The following is a 21,192-nucleotide window of genomic DNA, read 5'->3' as shown; positions in this document are numbered from 1 at the left end:
GCCCACATGCCTTTTGCATGTGATGTCAGAGGGCTTCGCCATGTCGCTTTCACTTCATGGTGCCTCTCAGGCTACGGGAGTGGAGTCTATTCTCCCGATTGGACTTTCACCAACTAGATAATGTGTCCTTATCTGGACACGCCGATTTGCCAACGTAAAGAATACCAATCATGTACTTGTCCCATCGGGACAACATCTATAGGGGTATTTGTCATATATACATTGATACCGCTAAGTCGTTTACTACGAGAAGAATACTTCATTCCTTTCTTTTTTTCTCTTACAGTTTGATCTTGTAATCGTTTTTTTTGTTGTTCTTTTGTTAGTCGATGAACAATCACACGAGTTGGGACTTTATCAGTTATTCCTACATAAGCGTTGGATATTTCGCATGTTTGTCCTGGCTGAAGAGAGTTCATTAAAACCTCCATATCTATCTGGATATACTCTGTACCTTTCTTGATTCTGCCATCTTGAAAATAATCAGGTTTAGGATTTTTTTGATAAATACGTGTATTCGATTTGATACGTGAGATATAATAAGCCTTGTTATCTTGTATATGTTGAAGATCTCTCAAATGAAAATAACCTAAATCTCGGATACATAAATCATTCGATGTTACAGTTGGGGCACACAGGGAACCGTAGGTTCGATCATGTTGTTTACCTGGACCTGTATGAATATGAAGGAATTGTCCACTTAGCAGGTCATATTCAAGCTGAATTTTCACCCCCGCTGTATGGCTGCATCCTCCTGCGCCTGGATAAACGAATGAAAAGGAATCTGGGAGTTGAAATGCAGTTGAATCTAAAATACGAATACGCTTGAAAACAGAAGTATGGGGAGAAGAAATCGGTATAGATGAGGCTAATTTTTGGTTTAGTAGTTCAGCTAGTATATGTTTTAAAAATTGGACAGCTGCTTGGTTAAATCGTTGATTCAGTCCTTCAGGACTGATAAGTACTTCTGTTGATGCCTCTAAACAGCTAGATAACTGCGTTAAAGACGTCGTAGCGACATTTTGGTTCATCCATACACATAAAGCGACTAAATCTTTTGCTTGGTACTTACTGGTTCGTTGCACAAAACCAACATCTCTAGCAAGAGTTCGTAAGATATTTGGGGATAAAAAGCTTTGAATTTCTTGAGCAAATAGTTGTAATTCATCAGATACAGAAATAGACATACAAAAACGCCATCCTTTCCTATAAGTCTACAGAAAGAATAGCGTATTTTTTCATTTTAGGGGGTATTTTTTTTATTTGGTTGATAGCGATGTGGATTCTCCCCTAAACTAATGACCTTTTCTCCTTTTCCATAGTTTCGAATTAGGTCGGGATCTCTAAAAATCGCGTACGTTCCAAACAATCTCACCGCGCTCGTCCCACGTACTGTGATGTCGATTAAATCCTATTTTTTCCAGAACTCGAAGGGACGCAACATTCCAAGCGCCCACAGTCGACCAAAGTCTGTGACGCCCGGTAGCAATCGCAGCGTCCAGCACAACGGATGCTGCCTCGGTCGCATATCCTTTACCATGAACACTGCGGAACAACTCGTATGCGATCTCAGGCTCTTCAAGGGTGGAACGGCCGATAATCAAGCCACAGTATCCGATGAAATCGCCTTCGTCTCGCCTACGGATAGTGAGAAGAGAAATGCCATTTTCAGCCGCTTTCTTGCGCATCACAATAAGATAGCTACGAACGGAGTCAAGGGTTGGCATGTCCACACCACGTTCGCCAATTAATTTTCTAAACCAGGCTGAATCGGATTCCTCCCACATACTCAGGTCAAGTCGTTCAGTTTTCAGATGGAACGCCATAGGTTTAAATAAAGTTGTCATAGTGGAAACCTCCTAATTATGTCACTGCACTCATAATAGCTTCGCAGCTCATCACCACATCAGGTTGGAAACCTGGTTGATTCGCGAATCTATTTTCCAAATCTCGAGAGAGTTTATAGCTACTGTATACAAAAAATTAGTATTATTTTATGCATAAGCAATTTCCCTACAAAATAGACCTTTTTATCAAACTCTTTTACTAAGTATCAATCTTTATTATAAATTATCAAACTTTATTTTAAATCTACATTGCCGTCAAGTTAAGCTCATGCAACATCGATTATAGGAAAGGGTATTTCTTTTTTATAACGCCCCCTAACAAAAAAAATTATACAGTTCACCTCGGGAGGTCAATTCTCTCGTTTTGGGGTATTTGCTTTTCTTAGCTTGATGGTGATGGGGTAGCACCAACAAAACGCGGATTCCGTACGCTAAGGCTGAATTACTTGATATAACAGTAAGCGTCAAACTGTCCCCAACTACCAATAGAATCAGTTCCATGTCAAAATCTCCTTACGTACAAGACGGAAAGGAGATTTTGACATGGCTAAAATAGATCAATCAATAGCGTGGAAGAATCGGGTGGACGCTTGTCGTTCCAGTGGTTTAAGCATCCGAAGCTCGTAAGAAAAAGAAAGATGTTTATTTAAGTCTTAATGCGTTCGCTTTTACTGTTGGTTATGATTGGTAGGGACATTCTCCATTAATAATTCGTAGGAAAGAGATAAACATTAGAAAAACTGTCAATGAAAATTCATGTAAACCCTCTAAAAAAGTCTTACAATCAAAGCAGAGAGACTTTGGAACGGGAGGCACTAGCCATGAATCGAATTGAACGTGAAGAGAAAACAATTAGCATTATGATTGATATGTATTGTAAAAACGAACATGAACAAGATACTATATGTGAAGAATGTCAGAAGTTAAAAGAGTATGCTTATTTTCGTTTATCAAAATGTCCATTTCAAGAAAAGAAGCCAGCATGTCAAAATTGCAAAATTCATTGTTATAAACCAGATATGAAAGATTTCGTTAAGGATGTTATGAAGAAGAGCGGACCGAAAATGATTTTAAAATATCCATATTTCGCGGTCATGCATGTTGTTGACACAATGAAGAAGGCTCCTGACTTACCGAAAAGAAAAAAGAGCTAAAAGAAAAAACGGGTTGTCTAACAAGCCCATTTTTTCTTTTATTAACGTAAACGACAAATAGACCTAAAAAATCAATTTTATTATATTTCTAGGTCTATTTGTCGTTTACTTAATCAGTGGGGGTTTTCTTCATCCACCACTGATTATTAGCCCTCACCAATCGTTTTTTTACGGGCAACCCGATCCCCACCTACCTTCCTCGTTTTTCTTTGAATCTTGAGGTGGAGATCTTACTGCCCACGAATAGCAGGATAAATAAGGAAGAACTCTATTATTCTTGCTTATTGATAATTCGTGCTAAATCCATAAAAAAGCTTAATGATTCAGGATTCGCCATGGAACCTTGATTGACTACCTTTTCTGCCGGAAATCCTAATAGAATTTTGCGAATTGGGACTTCTAGTTTTTTCCCACTCAATGTTTTCGGAATTTGCTCTACTACGTAAATTTCGTCAGGGGCAAACCGAGGCGAAACTTTTTGTTTTATTTCAGCTCTTATTGTTTCTTTTAAGTTATCACTCATATTTACTTCAGGTTTTAATACCACAAATAGCAGCATAAATGATCTACGTCCAAGGAGCTCTAAATCCACTACTAAACTCTCTATAATGGCATCCAGGGACTCAACTACACGATAGATTTCGCTCGTCCCTAGACGTACTCCTAGCCGATTGATCGTAGAGTCTGATCGCCCGAAAATGACACAGCTGCCTTTATCATCAAATTTAATCCAATCACCATGTCTCCAAATCCCTGGATACATCTCAAAATAACTTTCAAGATAACGCTTATTATTGTCATCTCCCCATAAATATATAGGCATAGATGGCATTGGAGAAGTTATAACCAACTCTCCAACTTCATTAGTAATCGAATTCCCTTCATCATCAAATGATTGTACGTTTGCACCTAAAGAACGAGTTTGTATTTCACCTGCGTAAACAGGCAATATAGGAGAGCCACCAACAAATGCAGTACATACATCAGTTCCTCCACTGGTCGAAACAAGCCATACATCTGTTTTCACATTTTCATATACCCATAAAAACCCTTCCACAGGTAGAGGTGAACCAGTTGAACAAATAGCCTTTAACTTAGAAAAACTGTTTCTTTCTTTCGGCTTAATCCCAAATTTCATACATGCACTTAGGAAACCGGCACTTGTACCAAAGAAAGTCACACCAACTTCTTCGGCAAGATCCCATAATCTATGTATACTAGGATAAGATGGGCTGCCGTCATATAAAACAATTGTACCTCCAGCTAAAAGACCACCCACTAAAAGATTCCACATCATCCACCCTGTCGTTGTAAACCAAAAAAACACATCATCTCGGTTAACACCTTGCTCAACTAATAATGTCTTAAGCTGTTCTAATAATATTCCACCTTGACTTTGTACAATTGGCTTTGGCAACCCTGTCGTTCCAGAAGAAAATAAAATCCAAAGAGGATGATCAAATGGGACCTTTTCGAAAACAAGATCACAATCTCCTCGCAATAGGTCATTCCAATACATTGTACGATTATTCAATTCAGAATCATTACTGCCAACATACGGGATTAAAACTGTCTGCTTTAAGGTAGGTAGGCTCGATTGAATTTCCGAAACATTTGTTATTCTATTCTGAATTTTACTATTATAGGAATACCCGTCGACTGCAAATAAAATTGTCGGTTCAATTTGTTTAAATCGATCAATAACAGTATTTGTCCCGAAATCAGGAGAACAGCTGGACCAAACCGCTCCAATGCTGGCACATGCTAAAAAAGCAATTATAGTTTCAGGAACGTTAGGCATATAAGCCACAACACGATCTCCTGGTTTAACCCCTAATTCCTTTAGAGAATTGGCCACCATCGCTGTCTTTTCCTGAAGTTCTTTCCAGCTTAATTCTGTTCTCGGAGTGGTTTCTGATTGAAAAATTACTGCCGGTTTATTTTTTCTTGCATTTCGAAAAATATGTTCCGCATAATTTAAAGTAGCACCCGGGAACCATTTTGCCCCGGGCATCTTTCTTGATTCTAAAACTTGATGATACGGTGTAGTAGAAATAACTTGGCAATAATTCCAAATACTTTCCCAGAACGCTTCAAGTTCTTCAACAGACCATTTCCATAGTTCCTTTTGATTTCCAAAAGATAGCCCCTTCTCTTGTTTGAGCCATTTCATGAAAAGACTGACACCTGAGCTTTCTATTTGTTGCTGTGATGGCTCCCATAACAGCACACCTTCAGTAATCGCTTTCATTATTATTCCTCCTTAGCTATCAATTTTTTTAAGAAGTAAATAATATCTATATACAGCGTATGCTCTTAAAAAACCTTTTTTCAGAAGGGAGAGTTCGTGATTTAATAAAATGAAACTTTAATCAGGAGGGGACTTCTTCATCCCCCACTGATTATTAGCCTTCACCAATCAGGCATTTGCGCGCAGTTAATCCCCCACCTAACTTCTTTTCTTTCGCTGAATTTTGAGGTGGGGGTCTTACTGCCCGCGAATAGCGGGATAACAAATTACTTTATCAATATTCCATTCAATTCTTTCTGAAATATCATAATTTCTAAATCACTTTTTAACATCTTTTCAATATCGTATTTCATAATACACTCTCTTACCTCTGGTTGAAACATCACAGTGGTATCATATTTATCTTGAAACCACTTTTGTTTTCTTAGTAACTTGAATTTTTTGTTAACGATCCTTTGTTTTTTTGATGGAACAGAAAGAATTAATTGTAACGCCACCTTTTCTATTAACTCACTCATTTCATTCCCCTTCTTTCTCCGTTACAACCCCGCTCTTAAGTATGATCCATATATAAATAAAACCCCTTCGAACCATAAATGAAGGGATTTTACATAATTTTTTATCTTATTCAGTTACTTGATACACGATATGATACATGCCTTTTTTCGATTTTTTCTTCTATTTCTCTTATATTCTCTTTATCGCTTAATAATAATTGTTTATTCTCTATCAATAATTGTTTAAATGATTTTCGTATTTTTTTTCGCATATTTAATTTCCTCCTTCACTATTACAAATAACTTATCAAAGGATCATTTATATAAAAGATAAGTAATTATCTGTGTAGTCTTATAATAAAAGATTCGTGTGAAATCTATTTGAATTCCAAATGAAAACTAAGTATTTTTTCTGATAACTTTATCAATTAAAAGAAATCACATAAAAAATAACGCCTAATCAAAATATATTTGATCAGACGTTATCTATAGTGGTAAGCAATCTCTCTAGCATTGCTTTTACAGCATATTTATAAATATTTCAGGTCTTCCCCAGTTCATTTGGTCGCAAACAAATCGTACTTTCTCTTCATCAATTGTATGCAGTCCTTCTTCTAGCGAGCATGAAATCGGAACTTCACAATGAATTTGTGCTAATTGTAATGATATGTTTAAATTCTCCAAATCATTTTCAATTTTTGTACGCTGTGCTTTTGTTAATGCCGCTATATTTTCTAATACTGCCGCTACGGTTCCGTGTTCTTGAATTAGTTTATATGCCGTCTTTTCGCCAATTCCTTTTACACCTGGGTAGTTATCACTCGTGTCTCCCATAAATGCTTTCGCATGAACGATTTGCCAAGGCTCTACACCCTTTTCTTCCCTAATCTTCTCTGACGTATAATACTCATAGTTTCCAATACCCTTACGAAGAAGCATTACCGTAACATTTGTATCAACAAGCTGTAATAAATCTGTATCGCCTGTTAAAATATATACTTCTGCCTCACTAGCGTATTCTTTTGCCAACGTACCAATACAGTCATCAGCCTCATAGCCTTTCAGTCCAATTACAGGAATAGATAACTTCGATGTCATCTCTTGCACGAGATCAAATTGCGGAATCAATTCTTCTGGTGGTGCTGCACGATTTGCTTTATAGTTTGAGAAAGATTCTGTTCGGAATGTCGTACTTCCCATATCCCAGCACGTTACAATATGCGTCGGTTCAATCGCTTGCGCCGCTGTTAATAAATGTTTCATATAACCATGAATCCCGTTTGTTGGGGTACCATCTTGTCGTTTCATAAATTGGCCGTAAACACTTGTTGCGTAAAAGGCACGAAATAATAGTGCCATGCCATCAACTAACAATACTTTTTTCATAATTCCTCTCCTACTAACAAAAAATAATAACCTCACGTTATCACGTAAGGTTATATAAATAGATTACCATTCTACGTTTCTGTTCAACTTTATCTATTATACAATGTTTTCATATATTTAGCACCATTAATAGTTTAACATGTTTGACTACAGCATGTATGAAGTAATCCAGAATACGTGTTTTTACCTGTTGAAACGACCACAGCCTTCGCACTTCCATTTACAACATGTGTGCCTTTAAAACATACATTTTCAAGTTGAAGTGGATTGTAATCTTTCATTCGTTTTAACGGAATAAAACGTTTGCGTTCAAGATGATAACAGCTTTCAAATTTCTCTACATTCGTTTCTTTCCCTGTTAGCACCGATTCATTTACTAACAAATCCTCTGCAAAAATAATACGTACATCAGCTGGAACTGTATCACCTGCTGAAAGAAAAATCATATCCCCGGGAACTAGCTCCTCAACTGGAAGTTTCATTATTTTTGATTCGCTATTCATCTCCGCAGTTGTACATCCTTCTATCCTAGAAACAGTAACCATTACAATCTCACACTGATTTTGATTATGAACACGTTGCTTTGTAAATCCAGGGAGCATTTCACATAATTTCATCATTACATCAAAAAGAATTGCTCTTTTTGAAGGTAATTCATTTTTCCCGTACACATGCATGCGTTTCTGCGCTTCTTTAATAGAAAGACCATCTCTTGTCGTTTTAAAATAAGCAAATACAGACTTTACATCTCTTGTTGCAATTTCAATTAACAAGTCTTTATTTTGTTTTAACATAGATTGCTCTTTCATCATTCTTTTACTTTGTTTATGAGACATGTTACCCACAAGTTTATTTACATATAACATATTATCGTCTCCTCCTTTACAACATAGGAAGAAACGCTTTGTTTCTCAATTTATCTCACTTTAACAATGGATATCCCTAAACTCAGTTAAAGTGTCTACGCTCAACTCATAATTATTTCAGCACATAACTATAAGCTGCCCGCTATTTTAGTGATAAATTATAGAGGGAGGAACAAGTCGTTTCCTGCCTACATCATATATTTTTGTTTTGCAGTATATGGGTAACGGAACCGAGTCAGAATTTGACATGCTCCTCACCTCCTCTTTCATTTGTTAGTCAGTATTTATACTATGGAAATGGTCATAGTTTGTTAATAAAAAGACCCTTACTCATAAGCGAGTAAAGGTCATTACATACGTAAATAAGCGATTCCTAATCAACATAGAAATCTGCGAACCTCTCCCTCGCCGAGTTTTAGCACTGTATAGCATAGGTACATTACCAGCTACGTTAAGAAAAACCTTAATTCGATCATTCCTGTTGACCCATTGGCGTCTCTCGACATTTTTGGGCAGTAGCATTTCTCTATACAGGAGCCTCACCTAACAGAGACTTATTTTTTTATTACATAGAAAATGTTACTCCTATTTAAAATAGATGTCAACACCTTCAGTTCAAGGTTTTTCAATACGTTAAACACCCAGCAATCACGATTCCGATGGAAATTGATAAAAACATAAGGAAAAGTCCGACGGCCTGATTATCTTCTTCGATGCTTTGATTGATATTAAAACGCGGTGTGAGCCATTCAGCTAAATAAAACACAATAATCTGTGCTAAAATTCCAATCGCTCCCCATAAAACCATATCCAAAAATGAAATAGAATTAGCTGCGGTCGAATACAAAACAATAGCAAGACCAAGAAGTCTTCCTCCAAGTGCATAACTTGCTGCTTTATTACCTTTCGCCATTAACGAAAATTCCTTGACTTTCGTTGTCACTTCCATAAGAAACAGACCGATACATAAAAGACCGATTGAAATCGCTAAATAAAGTAAGAAATTTATCATTTATAATCCTCCTTTTTAATTCCTACAGGTAAATAATAAGATTCATTCCCCGTAATTTTTTCACCGGCACGTATACCAATACTACTTGGTTTTCCTGCAATTAAAAACGATCCAAACACATACGACAGCTCCTCGTTTCCCCTTTCAGTCTCAAGTGAAACAACTGGAAGCTTTATATATTTTTGAAATACAGGAAGTTCTTTTTTATACGTTTGATATGAATTTTGATTAACAATATTGGTGTCTTTGTCACGAATTGTAACCGTGTCGCCTTCTCTACCGAACGAAGGCTTTTGAACAAAAGAACTTTTCCCTAAAAAAGGATCCTGTTCTAGGTAAGTAGGGAGCATATATTTTTTTATCCATTGTCGTTCCTCATTTGTATAAAAAGCGCCCGCCTCGGCCAATCCCCAAATCAGGCATTGAATCGATTTTGGCTGAAGCAGAAAGGATGAGATAGGATTTATAATAAAGAGCTTTCCTTCCTTTACAAGTTGCAGTAGCTCAATCCCTACAAGATCTCCGGTTTTGGGATCCCTGTCCTCAACCAAGTCTTCAATAGGATATGTCTGACGATACAAAATATCAATTGGCACACCGTCTCTGTCGACCAAAGCATCGTCAGTAATTCTGAGTTCTGGCATTGACATCATTTTGTTTTTAACCTGACATAGCTGACTCAAATACGCAGTCGTATTCCAATCCTCTATATTTTCATGATGGGCTGTGAAGACAACGTTTGGACTTTCTATTCCCTTAGCAGCCTCCATCACAGCTTTTGTGATACCAGAAGAGAGAAGACGTTCCTGATTCTTATTCGGATCATGATAATCTAATTCTTTACAAACCACTCCATTCATTTGAAAGCATTCCACGATAAAAGTTGGAGTATCACTATTAAACTCAAGCATTTTGATACCACTATCCTTCAAAACAAAATCAAACCGTGAAATAATAGATTCAGGAAACAGAGATTTCATTCTAATAAAAGGCAAACTTGAAGATGGAAAACCAAATTCAAGAAGCTGAGCGTCAGACAAGGTCCGAAGAAGCCTAGCAGTCTTAAAAAATACTTTCCCCATTCTTTCTGTTGCTAATTGCAAATCTTGGATTATTTGTTCTGTTATTTCAAAAACATGAAAAAGGCTATACTCACTCCCGTATAAGTCAGACCAAAAGTGAGGGAACCTTGAATAAAATTCACTTCGTTTCTTTATGTAAAGCGACATAATTTAACCTCCGAATCCACCCTTTGAACCGCTTCCAATTCCCCCTTTAAAATTGGACGAAGCTTGGTAGGACTTAAATTCAGATGAATTTTTGAAGGTGGATTTATTTTGATAGTATGTACTACCGTAATAATAATGCCCATGATAACTTGAACGGTTGTCATCACATCGCCACACACCAAGTTCATCATCCCAATCCCAATCAGCACAACTCTTATCCTTCGGTTTTGGAGGGAGATCTTCTGTACATCCAGATAAAGTGCTAGTCATTAAAGAAGTAAGAACACCTGTTACTAACCATTTGGTTTTTGTCACTTTCCAACGCTCCTTTGTATATTATTTTTTTATTATAATAGAATTCATGATAAAATAGAAGAAAAAGGAAGAGGGAGTACAATTGCGGTTAGAATATCGACTCAATGACGAAGCGAAACAATACCCTGCCCTATGGAGCTACGCGAACATTCCTGTTTCCGAAACCGTCGCAAGGATGACTTGTGAGTATTTCATTAAAGAAGGAGATACATATGTCGTAACAGCGACCGCGATGGATCCTGATGGAACAGCAGTATTATATGTCCAAAAAGAAGCGTTCTTCGATGATCCTTCAGAGCCTACATATTCCCATATAGGTTTTGAGATTAGAGAACTACAAGAGGCAAATTCAATTTTAATAGAAAGTAAAGATGTATGGAACCATGACGAGATTTTAACGTATCTCCATTCAGATATTTTGTACGTTCAAAAAGACGGAATATTTATGGAACTCGCCTTAGATTCCAGAGAGATTGATGAAGACCGAAAGTGCTATGTTTATTATGGAAATTTTACAGGTGGGCACAGATAAAGTGAAACTTTAATCAGTGGGGGTTTTCTTCATCCCCCACTGATTATTAGTTGAACGAATCGGGCTTTTACGGACAGTTAATCTCCCACCTAACTTCTTTGTTTTTGCAGAATTTTGAGGTGGGAGTCTTACTGTCCGTTAATGCGGGGTAACAATCAAATGAAACTCCCATAATTGGGAGTTTCATTTGATTTCTAATATTTTTATGCTCTCCACACAATGAAATTCTAATCATTTCCATAGTCCCGATAAAAGGTTCCTAAAACAAAAAAACCTTACGTATAAAACGTAAGGTTTTTTATATAGCCCCACACATGCCGTTCTCTCTAGATGTCCATAAACCTGCTCTCACAGGTGGATGTTCTCATAAATGCTTTCAGCTTCCTTCTTAAAAAGATGGCATGCTGTTTACATTTAAATATTGAACTTCCGTATTATACTTATTGGTTTAAGACATACATAAGCTACGTACACCGTAGGAATTTTATATAATGTTAGTTAAAATAAGACCCCCCGCACGTGCCGTCCCTCGTAAATGTCCAAAAACCCGCTACTCGCAGGTGGATGCCCTCACAGCTACCGTACATCTTCCTCCACATGGAAGGCTTGATGATGGTCGCTAAATGTTGAGCTTCCGTATAACTAACATCGGTTTTAGACATAAATAAGTTACGTACACCGCAGGATGTTTTATTTACTTGTCGTTATCTTATCACATTGCATGCAATGTGTAAAATGTAATGTTTTGAAGCAAATTCTTGCTTGTGACCTTATTTTAATACAAAATATTTTTGCATGCAAGAGGTTACTGTCCTTCTTTTACAATTTGGTTTTCTGGATAAGAAATCCAATCACTCCAGCTTCCAGCATATAACTTCACGTTACGAAAACCAGCTGTTTGTAACGCTAATACATTAGGGCATGCTGTTACACCAGATCCGCAATAGACGATTGTTTCCTTCTCTTTACTAAGATAGCGGAAACGATCTTCTTGTTCCTCTTTATCTTTGAACTGACCTTCCGATGTGATTCCATCTTTCCAAAAATAATTTTCTGCTGTTGGAATGTGACCAGCTTTAGGATCAACAGATTCTTCAGCGCCAGCATAACGTTTTGGCTCTCTCGAATCAATTAACGTAAAATCTGCATTTGTACGAATTTTTTCTTTCACATCTTTCATCGTTACAAGCATGTTGTCTTGCACATTCGGTATGAATTTTTTCCGTTCAATGGTTGGAACTTCAGCTGTTGTAGATAAATCTTGGTCTTTCCAAGCAGGAAACCCACCATTTAACACATATGCTTTTTGATGTCCTACATATGTTAATAGCCACCATAGACGCGAAGCCATTGCACCAGCTTGACTATCATATGCAACCACTGTCGTATTTTCATCAATACCAGCCTGAGAAAGCTTTTCGGCAAAATTCTCAAGACTTGGGAGTGGATGACGACCACCATGCTCCGTAACAGCGCTTGATAAATCAAGATTTAAGTCAAAATATAATGCATGGGGAATATGTTCTTTTTCATACTGCTTTCGTCCCAAATTTGAATCAGCTAAGTCAAAACGACAATCGACTACACGGACATGTTCATCTTCTATGTGATCACGTAACCATTCGACTGTAACAATCATGCTTAACGACCTTCTTTCTCTTGCAGACGACCTACATACTCCATAACCATATCTTCTGTTACAATTTTACGTTGCGGTGCAACACCTCGTTTAGCAAGAGCATTGATTTGCTTCGTTACCATATTAATTGCATCTACTGAGAAATGTTTTCCATTTGACGCAAGTGCTACTGCTGCTTCAATTGCCGCTTCACGCTGTGCTTCTAACTGTAAAAATGTTGTCACAATTTCATTTTGTTTACGAGAATGTGCTGTAATTGCTTTATGTACTTCCATCTTCTCTTCCCCCTAAATAATTTATACTTTCTCGCCAATTCTTCATAAGAAAATGACTAGAGTTCTATTGTAAGCCGAATCATATCTCGGCATACAATCCCATTTTCAATAATCTCTTCTTCATAATGCTTCGAAAAGTAATCAAAATCAATAGAAAAAATACGAAAACCACATTTTTGATAGAAAGCAAGCTGTGAAATACTAGAATTCCCTGTCCCTACCTCAAGGTTATGCATGTGTTTTCCTTTGGCAGTTGCAATTGCATGCTGTAATAACTGTTTTCCAAGTCCTTGCCCTTGTATTTCTTCTGAAACAGCGATATTCATAATTTCCATTGTTTGCGGTCTTGTTTCAAGTAATACATATACGCCTATAACATTTTCTTCATATTTTGCAATATATAAAAGACCTCTCTTCAAATATGAATTAATTTGCCTCTCACTGGGATCAGCAAGCAACAATAATGACATCGGCGCCTTATCTTGCGAAATACGTTCCATGACAATTTTCATGAAATTTCCCCTTTCTCTCTTGTTCTAAACCCTCCTTGTCTACCATAAGTAATACAAAGGAGGGATTCACCATGGACAACAATGAGAAAAAATGCAACGTCATCTCGATTGATGGAAAGAAAAAGAAAAACGGAACATATTCCCACCCAAAATTAGTTGTAGATGGAAAAACATATGAGTTTTCTTCATTCGTCTTATGCGGTGAAACACCAGATGGCAGACGGTTAGTTCTGACTCATATGATTTCTACAGATGAATTTGCAGGATTCGTAAAATCTCTGGATGCTGTATTACAAAAGAAAATTGAACGAATCTTTTTTTCATAGAGCTTATAAAATATGAATTTCTTTTTCGATTGCTGCTAACTGTTTCTGTAATTGTTCCTTACTTTGTTCATATAGCGACACATCAATTGTCTCTGCTAAAGCGAATAATACACTTGCATAATATTGCTTAACATCTTCCTGCATCACTTTTTTGAATAAGTCCCATTTCAATTCCCATTCTTGTTTATAATGCTGGATAAATATCTCTTCTTCATCAGCTACATATTGGGATACGACAGACTCAAGTGATTCCTTCGTATCTTCCTGCATTGTTGCTTTATCATTTTTTTCAAAGAAACTTTTCTCATTTTTGAAATGAGATAATGCCTTTTTAAAATGCTTTATTTCTATAGAAGGAAACGGCTCTTTATGCGTAATAACTTGGTATTCATAATCTGCTGTCCCATTCATAGAAATAGATTCGTTTTCCAACTTACATTTCACTGCAATTTCATCTTTTGCACGTTGCATCGCTTCATCCATCCATTTTTCAAGACGTAGTGACGTTGCTCGCATTTCCTGTAATAAATCATGTTGGATAAAGGCTACAAGTTCCATGAGACATTCTTGCAACTTAATTTTCACATTTCCATCTGTTCGAAGGGATGCTGGGTTAATAAATTCAGTAAACACATCGTTATAACGTAAAAATAGACGTTGCTGCACATAATATAACAGTTCTTTCACTTCATTTTGCATCGCTTGCTCTTCTGCAAGTACACTATACGATGAAATAATATGAAGTAGCTGCTCACGTTCTGCTTCATATTTTTTTATTTGTTTTTCTTTCTCATCGTTCCCTTGCTTTGCTCCTTGTATCATATTTACAAGAAGCTGCTCAGCACTTTGCAATGCGCTATATAAAGAATGGACAGATACGAGCATTAAATCACGCATCATAAAGGATGTAAATGATTCTTCAAACTTTGTAATCCCCGAATTTTTCAAGATACCATACTTTTCTTTTGCAATACTCTTTCCTTGTTTCTCCTCAAGTGCACATAAGCTCGAAATTGCAAATAGACGTGGATTTCGGATACCGTATTGCAGGAGCTGGTCTGCTATATAGCCTTTTACCATTTCAAGTTCATCCTCAGACTGAGCTAAATCCGCTGCATTAATTAAAAAGAACATTTTATCAAGCGCAAATGTATCTTTGACACGGCCAAGTTGAATTAAAAATTCACGATCCGCCCTTGAAAAGACATGATTGTAGTATGTTACAAATAAAATCGCATCAGCGTTTTTAATATATTGGAATGCAACGTCTGTATGTCGAGCATTAATAGAATCTGCTCCTGGTGTATCAACAAGTGCAACACCTTGTCTCGTTAAAGCACAATCATAGTATAATTCCATATATTCAACAAAACATGATTTCTCTTCATTCGCTACATAATCAGAGAATTCTTCTAACGTAACTTGCACTTGTTCTCCCAAATGATTAGAAACTGCTTGATATCCCTTCTGCACTGCACGTAAAAAACTAAATGTTGTTTTCTGCTTTCCACTTGGTGACGGGTATTGTAGGATTGTATCTATTTGTAATAACGCTTCTTCAAATGTCTTTATTTCATAATGAAACAATTTATAAACTGCTTTCATATCTTCTAATAGCGCCTGCTTCGATTTAAACTGAACAATTACTGTGCCGTGAGGTTTGTCTTCTGTAATCGGTAAAATCTGATTAATCGTCGCCGTTGTTGGATTTGGTGATACCGGGAGTACATTCGCACCCAGTAATGCATTTGCAAATGATGATTTCCCTGCACTAAAAGCTCCAAATAACGCTACTGTAAATTGCTTTGTTTCAACACGTTTTCTTTTCCCAACAACTTCTTGATGCAAATGTTTAAGTGTAGGAAGAGTTTCTAATATTGTTTCCGCATCTTTTACTTGTTCTAATATACGATGAATATTTAATGTTGCTGTTGTTTTTATATTTTCTTCCTTATACGAAATACTATCACTTTGTACCTCTTGTTCTTGTAATATAAACTTCTCATTTACAACCTGTTTCTTCCCTTGTAATACTTTTTCTACTTGCAATTCATTTGGCACCGGTACATGATCGCTCCAAATACCTTGTAAGTAATTCTCGTATTTATCATACGCCTCAATATATTGTAATTTTGTTTCTTTTGCTGTCTGTAACATAGTATATTGCTCAATTTCTTGTTCAATATGAGCAATCTCTTTCTCCATCTTTTTCCGTAAAACGCCCGTGCTTTGCTCAAAAATTTGCTGTGCTTTCATAAAGTAGCGTTTCTTCAGCTCATTCGCAACATCCGCTGTATAAAGAAGCAAGTAATCTCCTGTAAACCCTGCACCTTGTTTAATGGTTTCTGCTAATAATTCTGGACCAAAAGAAATTCGCAGTGCATATATGTCTTTTCCGACTTCTTCTGTAAACATCCCTTCATCTTTTAAGAAAGCCACAATAAACTCTTTCACATGAAAATCAATCTGTGTTTCAACGGTCTTCCCTAGTGCTAAATAAAATGCATCTAAACGTCGCTGTTTTTCTTGCTCTGTTTTTCCTTTTGCAAATAGCAAACCAACTTTAAACTTCGTTAGCTTCGTTTCTAAATATTGATTTGCTAGCTCTCTCATTTCAAATGGCATTAAGTAAGCATTGTCTAATATTGCTTGCAATCCTTTTATAAATTCATTTTTCACGTCCGATTCTTTACTAGCCACACGTCGTTTATTTTCAATAAGCTCTTCTTTCTTTTCCATTACGTCTGTAAGCGATAGAGGTGATGCTAATTCTTTTTGGTAGGGCATTAATTGTTTTTCATTTTCTGCAAGAATAAATGAAAAATGTTCTTGTAATAAATATGCCGTTTCTCTTTCCATACCATTGCCCACATACTGCTCACGCTCTTTCATAATCGAAGAAAGTAATTTCTCTAATCTTTGTATTTCGTTATACGGATGGTTCATCATTCGTAAAGAAGTATAAAAAATACCATCTACTTCAATATCCCAGTTAGAAAACGATTGACTCACACTTTGCCTATAATCTTCAAATGATAGCTCATTTTCTTTATGCTTATCGATTTGATTGATAACAAGATAAACTGTTTTATTACGCTGCTTTAATTCTTTCACAAACTGCAAATTCACTTCTGACTGAACATGGTTATAATCCATCATGTAAAAAATAACATCCGCAAGATGGAGTGTTGATTCTGTTGCTAATTGATGCGCATCATCTGTTGAATCAATTCCAGGTGTATCAACGAGCATAACGCCATCAGGAATTGGCGCATCATTTCGATAAATATGAACGCCAATTATTTCATCACCATTTTTACAAAGCTGTTTCAATTCTTCCGCCGAGTATGCACCATCATATTCATAATGCTCTCCAGATTTCACTGTCACAACAACACGGTCCTGTCCCTTTTCAATTTTAACAACATTCGCGCTTGTCGGAATCGGACTTGTTGGTAATAACTGCGCTTTATATAAGTGATTCATCATTGTCGATTTTCCAGCAGAAAAGTGACCGCAAAAAGCAATCATAAGCTGTTCTTGCTTATATTTTTGAATTACTTCAAACAACTTCAAACTATTTTCCGTATCACCATGCTTCTGCCATTCTTCATAAAAACAAACAAGCTTTTTCATACTGTTTGTCTGTACTATGTTTGTCATCCCCTTGTTCCCCTTTATTCCAAGATGTATATACCCTACTATCATACTAAATTTTCAGGATATTCTCATTAAAAATAAAAAATCCCTTTCATTCTTTTGACAGATGAAAGGGATTCTATGTAAGTTTATTCATTTTGTTGCTCCGACTCCATTTAACACATATTTTGTAACGACAGCATACACAGCCACCGTTCCTGCAACTAATGCATATACCATATTTAGCACACCAACCTTTTTTGATAATGATTATCACTTTTGAGTATATTTTATCATTAAAGAGAATCATTATCAATATTAATTTCTAAAAAAGAAGCTCCTTGAAAATAAGGAGCTTCTTTACTACCTGTTTTAAAGGAGTGAAAAACTTGCTGTGCATCCTTATTATATCTCATAACAAACATCTTAACAGTTTCAAAAATTGGAAATCCCCTCTATCTCCTTTTGATAACATTTTGTATAATAAAAGGGCTTTATTCAAAGGAGGAAAATAATGGAACAAAGCGTTTCGCACGGTGAGAGGATTCATTCTATCGATATTATTAGAGGGATTGCTGTATTTGGTATTTTTCTTGTTAACTGGCCTGTTATTGCTGGTGTTGACACTAGTGAAATCACAGGAGGTTATGAAGGAATAGACCGTTATATTCGCCTATTTTATGACATGTTTATTCAAACAAAATTTTATACTATTTTTTCATTTTTGTTTGGACTAGGATTTTACATTTTCATGCAGCGTGCTGAGACAAAAACAGATCATCCAAAAACATTATTTGTTCGTCGTCTCCTCATCTTATTATTATTCGGCTTCATGCATTATGTCCTTTTATGGGATGGGGATATTTTACATAGCTATGCAATTGCAGGATTTTTCTTATTTTTATTTTATAAAAGAAAGCCTCGTACTGTTTTAATATGGGCTTTAGTTCTATTAGGACTTTTCCAGTTTTTCATGCTACTAATGAGTTTACTCCTTATGTTTATGCCAATAGAAGAATTAAGAACTTCCCTCCCCATTATGCCTTTAGAAAATTGGGGAGTACAAGTGCAAGATCGCTTTACAGACTTTTATTCTGAAGTAATCCAGACAAACCTTTTTATACTTCCAGAAATAGTTGGATTATTCTTGCTCGGCTTATATGCCGGCAAAAACGACATTTTCCGCCGAACGAATGAACTAGATCCAAAACTAAAAAAGTGGCAAATCATTATGTTCGTTTTAACATTACCTATTTGGTTCTTCATGATTCGCTACTTTGTGGCAAAACAACCATATGAACCAATCTACATGAGAGGTCTTACAATGTTTAGCGGGAAAACATTATTTATCTTTTACATTTTCACACTTATGCGCTTATTACAGAAGGAGCGTTGGCAGAAGCTATTACGTCCATTCCAATATGTAGGACGAATGGCACTAACAAATTACATTTCAAGCACAATCATTACATTGCTTGTGTTTGGTCTGTTTTTCAAAAATTATTTACCAGTACCATTATGGATCGGCCCAATATTTTGCATCGGCTTTTATACATTACAAATCTGTATTAGTCGCTGGTGGCTCTCTCATTATCAGTACGGTCCACTTGAATATATTTGGCGCCTTGGCACATATGGAAAAATGATGCCTCTAAAAAAGAAAAGCAAGGTCTCTTAATGAGAACCTTGCTTTTTGTTTATGCTTCTGTTACAGCACTTTGCATTGGAATTTGCTCTTCTTTTGTTTTCGCTTTGCGCTGCGGAATCATATTAAACACAATATTTAAGAGTACAGCTGACGCACTTCCAAGTACAATTCCGTTATCTGTTAAAATACGAATACTTTCTGGAAGCTGAGAGAATAACGTTGGAACGACTGTTACACCAAGGCCAATTCCAACAGAGCATGCTACGATTAATAAATTTTCTTGTTTTGCAAAGTCTACACTACTTAACATTTTAATACCGTATGCCATAACCATCCCAAACATTGCTAGCATGGCACCACCAAGTACTGGCTTTGGAATAATCGTTGTGATAGCTGCAATTTTTGGAATAAAACCAAGAACGATTAACATACCACCGCACGTATAAATAATGACGCGATTTCGTACACCTGTTAATTGAACAAGACCTACGTTTTGCGAATAAGTCGTATATGGAAATGCATTAAAAATACCACCTAAGATCATCGCTAATCCTTCGGCACGATAACCCTTTGTTAGCTCTTTTTCACCAATCTTTTTGTTACATATATCGGATAAAGCGAAATACACGCCAGTTGCTTCCACAATCCCAACACAAGCAACGAGAATCATCGTAATAACCGGCGTTAACTCAAATGTTGGTGTGCCAAAGTAAAACGGTTGAATACCGTGAAACCACTCAGCTTCTCCAACAGCCTGCAAGCTCACCTTTCCCATAAATGCTGCAATAATCGTACCAAATAAAAGACCAAGTAATATAGAAATAGAACGGATAAAACCATCAAAGAAGCGGTACATAATTATAATAAATAGTAAAACACCAAATGCTAACGCTAAGTTTTCTAGACTTCCAAAATCCTTACTTCCAACTCCTCCAGCCATGTCATTAATAGCCGCTGGAACTAATGTAACTCCAATAACTGTAACAACAGAACCCGTTACTACAGGCGGGAACAGTTTCACAAGCTTTCCAAATAATTTTGCAAAAATAACAACGAACAATCCTGCTGCAATAATTGCTCCATATATGGAAGAAACACCGTACTGTTTACCGATGGCGATCATCGGTCCAACTGCTGTAAACGTACAACCAAGTACAACAGGAAGGCCAATTCCAAAAAATCGATTCGATAAAGCTTGTAAAATTGTTGCGACACCACACATTAATAAATCGATGGATACTAAGTATGTTAATTCTCGTTGATTTAAGCCAAGTCCTCCGCCAACAATAAGTGGAACAATTATTGCCCCTGCATACATCGCAAGCATATGTTGCACGCCAAGGGATGCGATTTTAAATGGGTGTTGCTTCATGACTATTTCACCTCCGCAGTCTCATGCTGAACAAATGTAACAGTACCGTTATCAAGTGATGCAATTTCTGCAAGTGATTCTACACGAACACCGTTCTCACGTAGTTTCTTTCCTCCGTCTTGAAATGCTTTTTCAATAACAATTCCAACCCCAGCAATACTTGCACCGGCTTGCTCTACTAAACTCATTAAGCCTAAAGCAGCCTGACCGTTTGCTAAAAAGTCATCAATGATTAATACACGATCATTTTCATGGATATGATTTCTAGATAATGAAATCTCATTCGTTTCTTGTTTTGTAAATGAGTATACTTTTGCAACATACATATTATCTTGTAACGTTAACGATTTCCGCTTTCTTGCAAAAACCACTTTTACACCAAGCTCTAAACCTGCCATAACCGCTGGTGCAATACCCGAAGATTCAATCGTCACGATTTTTGTAATATTATCTTCCTTAAAACGCTGTGCAAACTCTTTTCCTATTTTTTGCATAAGTACTGGATCAATTTGATGATTTAAAAAGGCATCTACCTTCAACACATCACCAGATAAAACCTTTCCTTCGTTTAAAATCTTTTCTTGTAATACTTTCATGCTTGCTCCCCCTCTTATGCAAATAAAAAACTCCAAAAGCAGCCACCACTCGTTACAAGTGAGAGACGTGCTTTTGGAGCTTCGCAAAAAAGAATG

Annotated in this window: 19 protein-coding genes, 2 other RNA genes, 1 pseudogene and 1 riboswitch; of the genes and pseudogenes, 4 read left to right on the top strand and 18 right to left on the bottom strand. The window is 36.5% G+C overall.

The window, feature by feature from the left end; genetic code table 11:
* Positions 1-137 precede the first annotated feature (137 nt).
* A pseudogene (locus tag NSQ40_RS08495) lies at positions 138-1,187 on the bottom strand (IS4 family transposase); the annotation flags it as partial.
* Between the two features lie 156 nt (positions 1,188-1,343).
* The gene (locus NSQ40_RS08490) at positions 1,344-1,847 is read right to left on the bottom strand and encodes a GNAT family N-acetyltransferase (RefSeq protein ID WP_258248233.1); all 504 of its coding nucleotides are present in this window, start codon (positions 1,845-1,847) and stop codon (positions 1,344-1,346) included.
* Positions 1,848-2,593: 746 nt separating this feature from the next.
* Between NSQ40_RS08490 and NSQ40_RS08485 the strand changes: the two genes are divergently transcribed.
* Positions 2,594-3,001, top strand: a complete 408-nt coding sequence (locus tag NSQ40_RS08485) for a nitrous oxide-stimulated promoter family protein (protein WP_327807416.1) — start codon at positions 2,594-2,596, stop codon at positions 2,999-3,001.
* A gap of 271 nt (positions 3,002-3,272) precedes the next feature.
* Here NSQ40_RS08485 and NSQ40_RS08480 read toward each other — a convergent pair whose 3' ends face one another.
* The 8 genes from NSQ40_RS08480 to NSQ40_RS08445 all read right to left on the bottom strand — a co-directional run bounded on the left by NSQ40_RS08480 (position 3,273) and on the right by NSQ40_RS08445 (position 10,557).
* Positions 3,273-5,252: an acetoacetate--CoA ligase gene (locus tag NSQ40_RS08480; protein ID WP_033798096.1), complete on the bottom strand. Its 1,980-nt coding sequence runs from the start codon at positions 5,250-5,252 to the stop codon at positions 3,273-3,275.
* Positions 5,253-5,518: 266 nt separating this feature from the next.
* Entirely contained in the window at positions 5,519-5,770 is a 252-nt protein-coding gene (locus tag NSQ40_RS08475) for a hypothetical protein (protein WP_098160399.1), read from the bottom strand.
* Positions 5,771-5,880: 110 nt separating this feature from the next.
* The gene (locus NSQ40_RS08470) at positions 5,881-6,021 is read right to left on the bottom strand and encodes an FbpB family small basic protein (RefSeq protein ID WP_006094338.1); all 141 of its coding nucleotides are present in this window, start codon (positions 6,019-6,021) and stop codon (positions 5,881-5,883) included.
* Positions 6,022-6,268: 247 nt separating this feature from the next.
* A complete protein-coding gene (locus tag NSQ40_RS08465; RefSeq protein WP_258248232.1) occupies positions 6,269-7,135 on the bottom strand; it encodes a 5'-3' exonuclease in 867 nt (288 codons plus the stop codon).
* 134 nt (positions 7,136-7,269) lie between these two features.
* Positions 7,270-8,001 (bottom strand): P-type ATPase, encoded by a 732-nt coding sequence (locus NSQ40_RS08460; RefSeq protein ID WP_003196451.1) that lies wholly within the window; start codon positions 7,999-8,001, stop codon positions 7,270-7,272.
* A gap of 394 nt (positions 8,002-8,395) precedes the next feature.
* Positions 8,396-8,559: riboswitch (M-box (ykoK) riboswitch) on the bottom strand.
* Positions 8,560-8,626: 67 nt separating this feature from the next.
* A complete protein-coding gene (locus tag NSQ40_RS08455; protein ID WP_018764315.1) occupies positions 8,627-9,013 on the bottom strand; it encodes a DUF350 domain-containing protein in 387 nt (128 codons plus the stop codon).
* Entirely contained in the window at positions 9,010-10,242 is a 1,233-nt protein-coding gene (locus NSQ40_RS08450; RefSeq protein ID WP_003196447.1) for a glutathionylspermidine synthase family protein, read from the bottom strand. The genes NSQ40_RS08455 and NSQ40_RS08450 overlap by 4 nt, the downstream gene beginning before the upstream one ends.
* A 3-nt stretch (positions 10,243-10,245) precedes the next feature.
* The gene (locus NSQ40_RS08445; protein ID WP_003196444.1) at positions 10,246-10,557 is read right to left on the bottom strand and encodes a hypothetical protein; all 312 of its coding nucleotides are present in this window, start codon (positions 10,555-10,557) and stop codon (positions 10,246-10,248) included.
* Between the two features lie 82 nt (positions 10,558-10,639).
* Between NSQ40_RS08445 and NSQ40_RS08440 the strand changes: the two genes are divergently transcribed.
* A complete protein-coding gene (locus NSQ40_RS08440; RefSeq protein ID WP_018764313.1) occupies positions 10,640-11,089 on the top strand; it encodes a hypothetical protein in 450 nt (149 codons plus the stop codon).
* 301 nt (positions 11,090-11,390) lie between these two features.
* On the opposite strand, the gene ssrS (NSQ40_RS08435) is transcribed toward NSQ40_RS08440, so the two are convergent.
* The 5 genes from ssrS (NSQ40_RS08435) to NSQ40_RS08415 form a co-directional block, all read right to left on the bottom strand.
* Positions 11,391-11,574: non-coding RNA, 6S RNA (gene ssrS, locus NSQ40_RS08435), on the bottom strand.
* A gap of 21 nt (positions 11,575-11,595) precedes the next feature.
* Positions 11,596-11,779, bottom strand: a non-coding RNA gene (ssrS, locus tag NSQ40_RS08430) — 6S RNA.
* 115 nt (positions 11,780-11,894) lie between these two features.
* Entirely contained in the window at positions 11,895-12,728 is an 834-nt protein-coding gene (locus tag NSQ40_RS08425; RefSeq protein ID WP_258248231.1) for a sulfurtransferase, read from the bottom strand.
* 2 nt (positions 12,729-12,730) lie between these two features.
* The gene (locus tag NSQ40_RS08420) at positions 12,731-13,003 is read right to left on the bottom strand and encodes a DUF2533 family protein (protein WP_003196439.1); all 273 of its coding nucleotides are present in this window, start codon (positions 13,001-13,003) and stop codon (positions 12,731-12,733) included.
* Positions 13,004-13,059: 56 nt separating this feature from the next.
* Positions 13,060-13,515 carry a GNAT family N-acetyltransferase gene (locus NSQ40_RS08415; RefSeq protein WP_003196437.1) on the bottom strand — a complete coding sequence of 152 codons (456 nt, stop codon included), beginning with the start codon at positions 13,513-13,515 and terminating at the stop codon, positions 13,060-13,062.
* A 71-nt stretch (positions 13,516-13,586) separates the two neighbouring features.
* On the opposite strand from NSQ40_RS08415, the gene NSQ40_RS08410 reads away from it, so the two are divergent.
* Positions 13,587-13,841, top strand: coding sequence for a DUF3931 domain-containing protein (locus NSQ40_RS08410; protein ID WP_000369734.1), 255 nt, complete (start codon positions 13,587-13,589; stop codon positions 13,839-13,841).
* 3 nt (positions 13,842-13,844) lie between these two features.
* Here the strand turns inward: NSQ40_RS08410 and NSQ40_RS08405 are convergent, their stop codons facing one another.
* Positions 13,845-17,504 carry a dynamin family protein gene (locus NSQ40_RS08405; RefSeq protein ID WP_341286090.1) on the bottom strand — a complete coding sequence of 1,220 codons (3,660 nt, stop codon included), beginning with the start codon at positions 17,502-17,504 and terminating at the stop codon, positions 13,845-13,847.
* Positions 17,505-17,994: 490 nt separating this feature from the next.
* Here NSQ40_RS08405 and NSQ40_RS08400 point away from each other — a divergent pair, with 490 nt between their 5' ends.
* The gene (locus tag NSQ40_RS08400; RefSeq protein WP_098187784.1) at positions 17,995-19,158 is read left to right on the top strand and encodes a DUF418 domain-containing protein; all 1,164 of its coding nucleotides are present in this window, start codon (positions 17,995-17,997) and stop codon (positions 19,156-19,158) included.
* 19 nt (positions 19,159-19,177) lie between these two features.
* Here NSQ40_RS08400 and pbuX read toward each other — a convergent pair whose 3' ends face one another.
* Both pbuX and NSQ40_RS08390 read right to left on the bottom strand, forming a co-directional pair.
* Positions 19,178-20,500, bottom strand: coding sequence for a xanthine permease PbuX (pbuX, locus tag NSQ40_RS08395; RefSeq protein ID WP_003196428.1), 1,323 nt, complete (start codon positions 20,498-20,500; stop codon positions 19,178-19,180).
* A gap of 2 nt (positions 20,501-20,502) precedes the next feature.
* On the bottom strand, positions 20,503-21,096 hold the full coding sequence (locus NSQ40_RS08390) for a xanthine phosphoribosyltransferase (RefSeq protein WP_003196427.1): 594 nt from the start codon (positions 21,094-21,096) through the stop codon (positions 20,503-20,505).
* Positions 21,097-21,192 lie beyond the last annotated feature (96 nt).

The organism is Bacillus sp. FSL K6-6038 (assembly GCF_038050455.1).
Classification (GTDB): Bacteria; Bacillota; Bacilli; order Bacillales; family Bacillaceae_G; genus Bacillus_A; species Bacillus_A pseudomycoides.
Note: the sequence above shows the minus strand (reverse complement) of the source record. Positions and strands in the feature narration are given on the sequence as shown.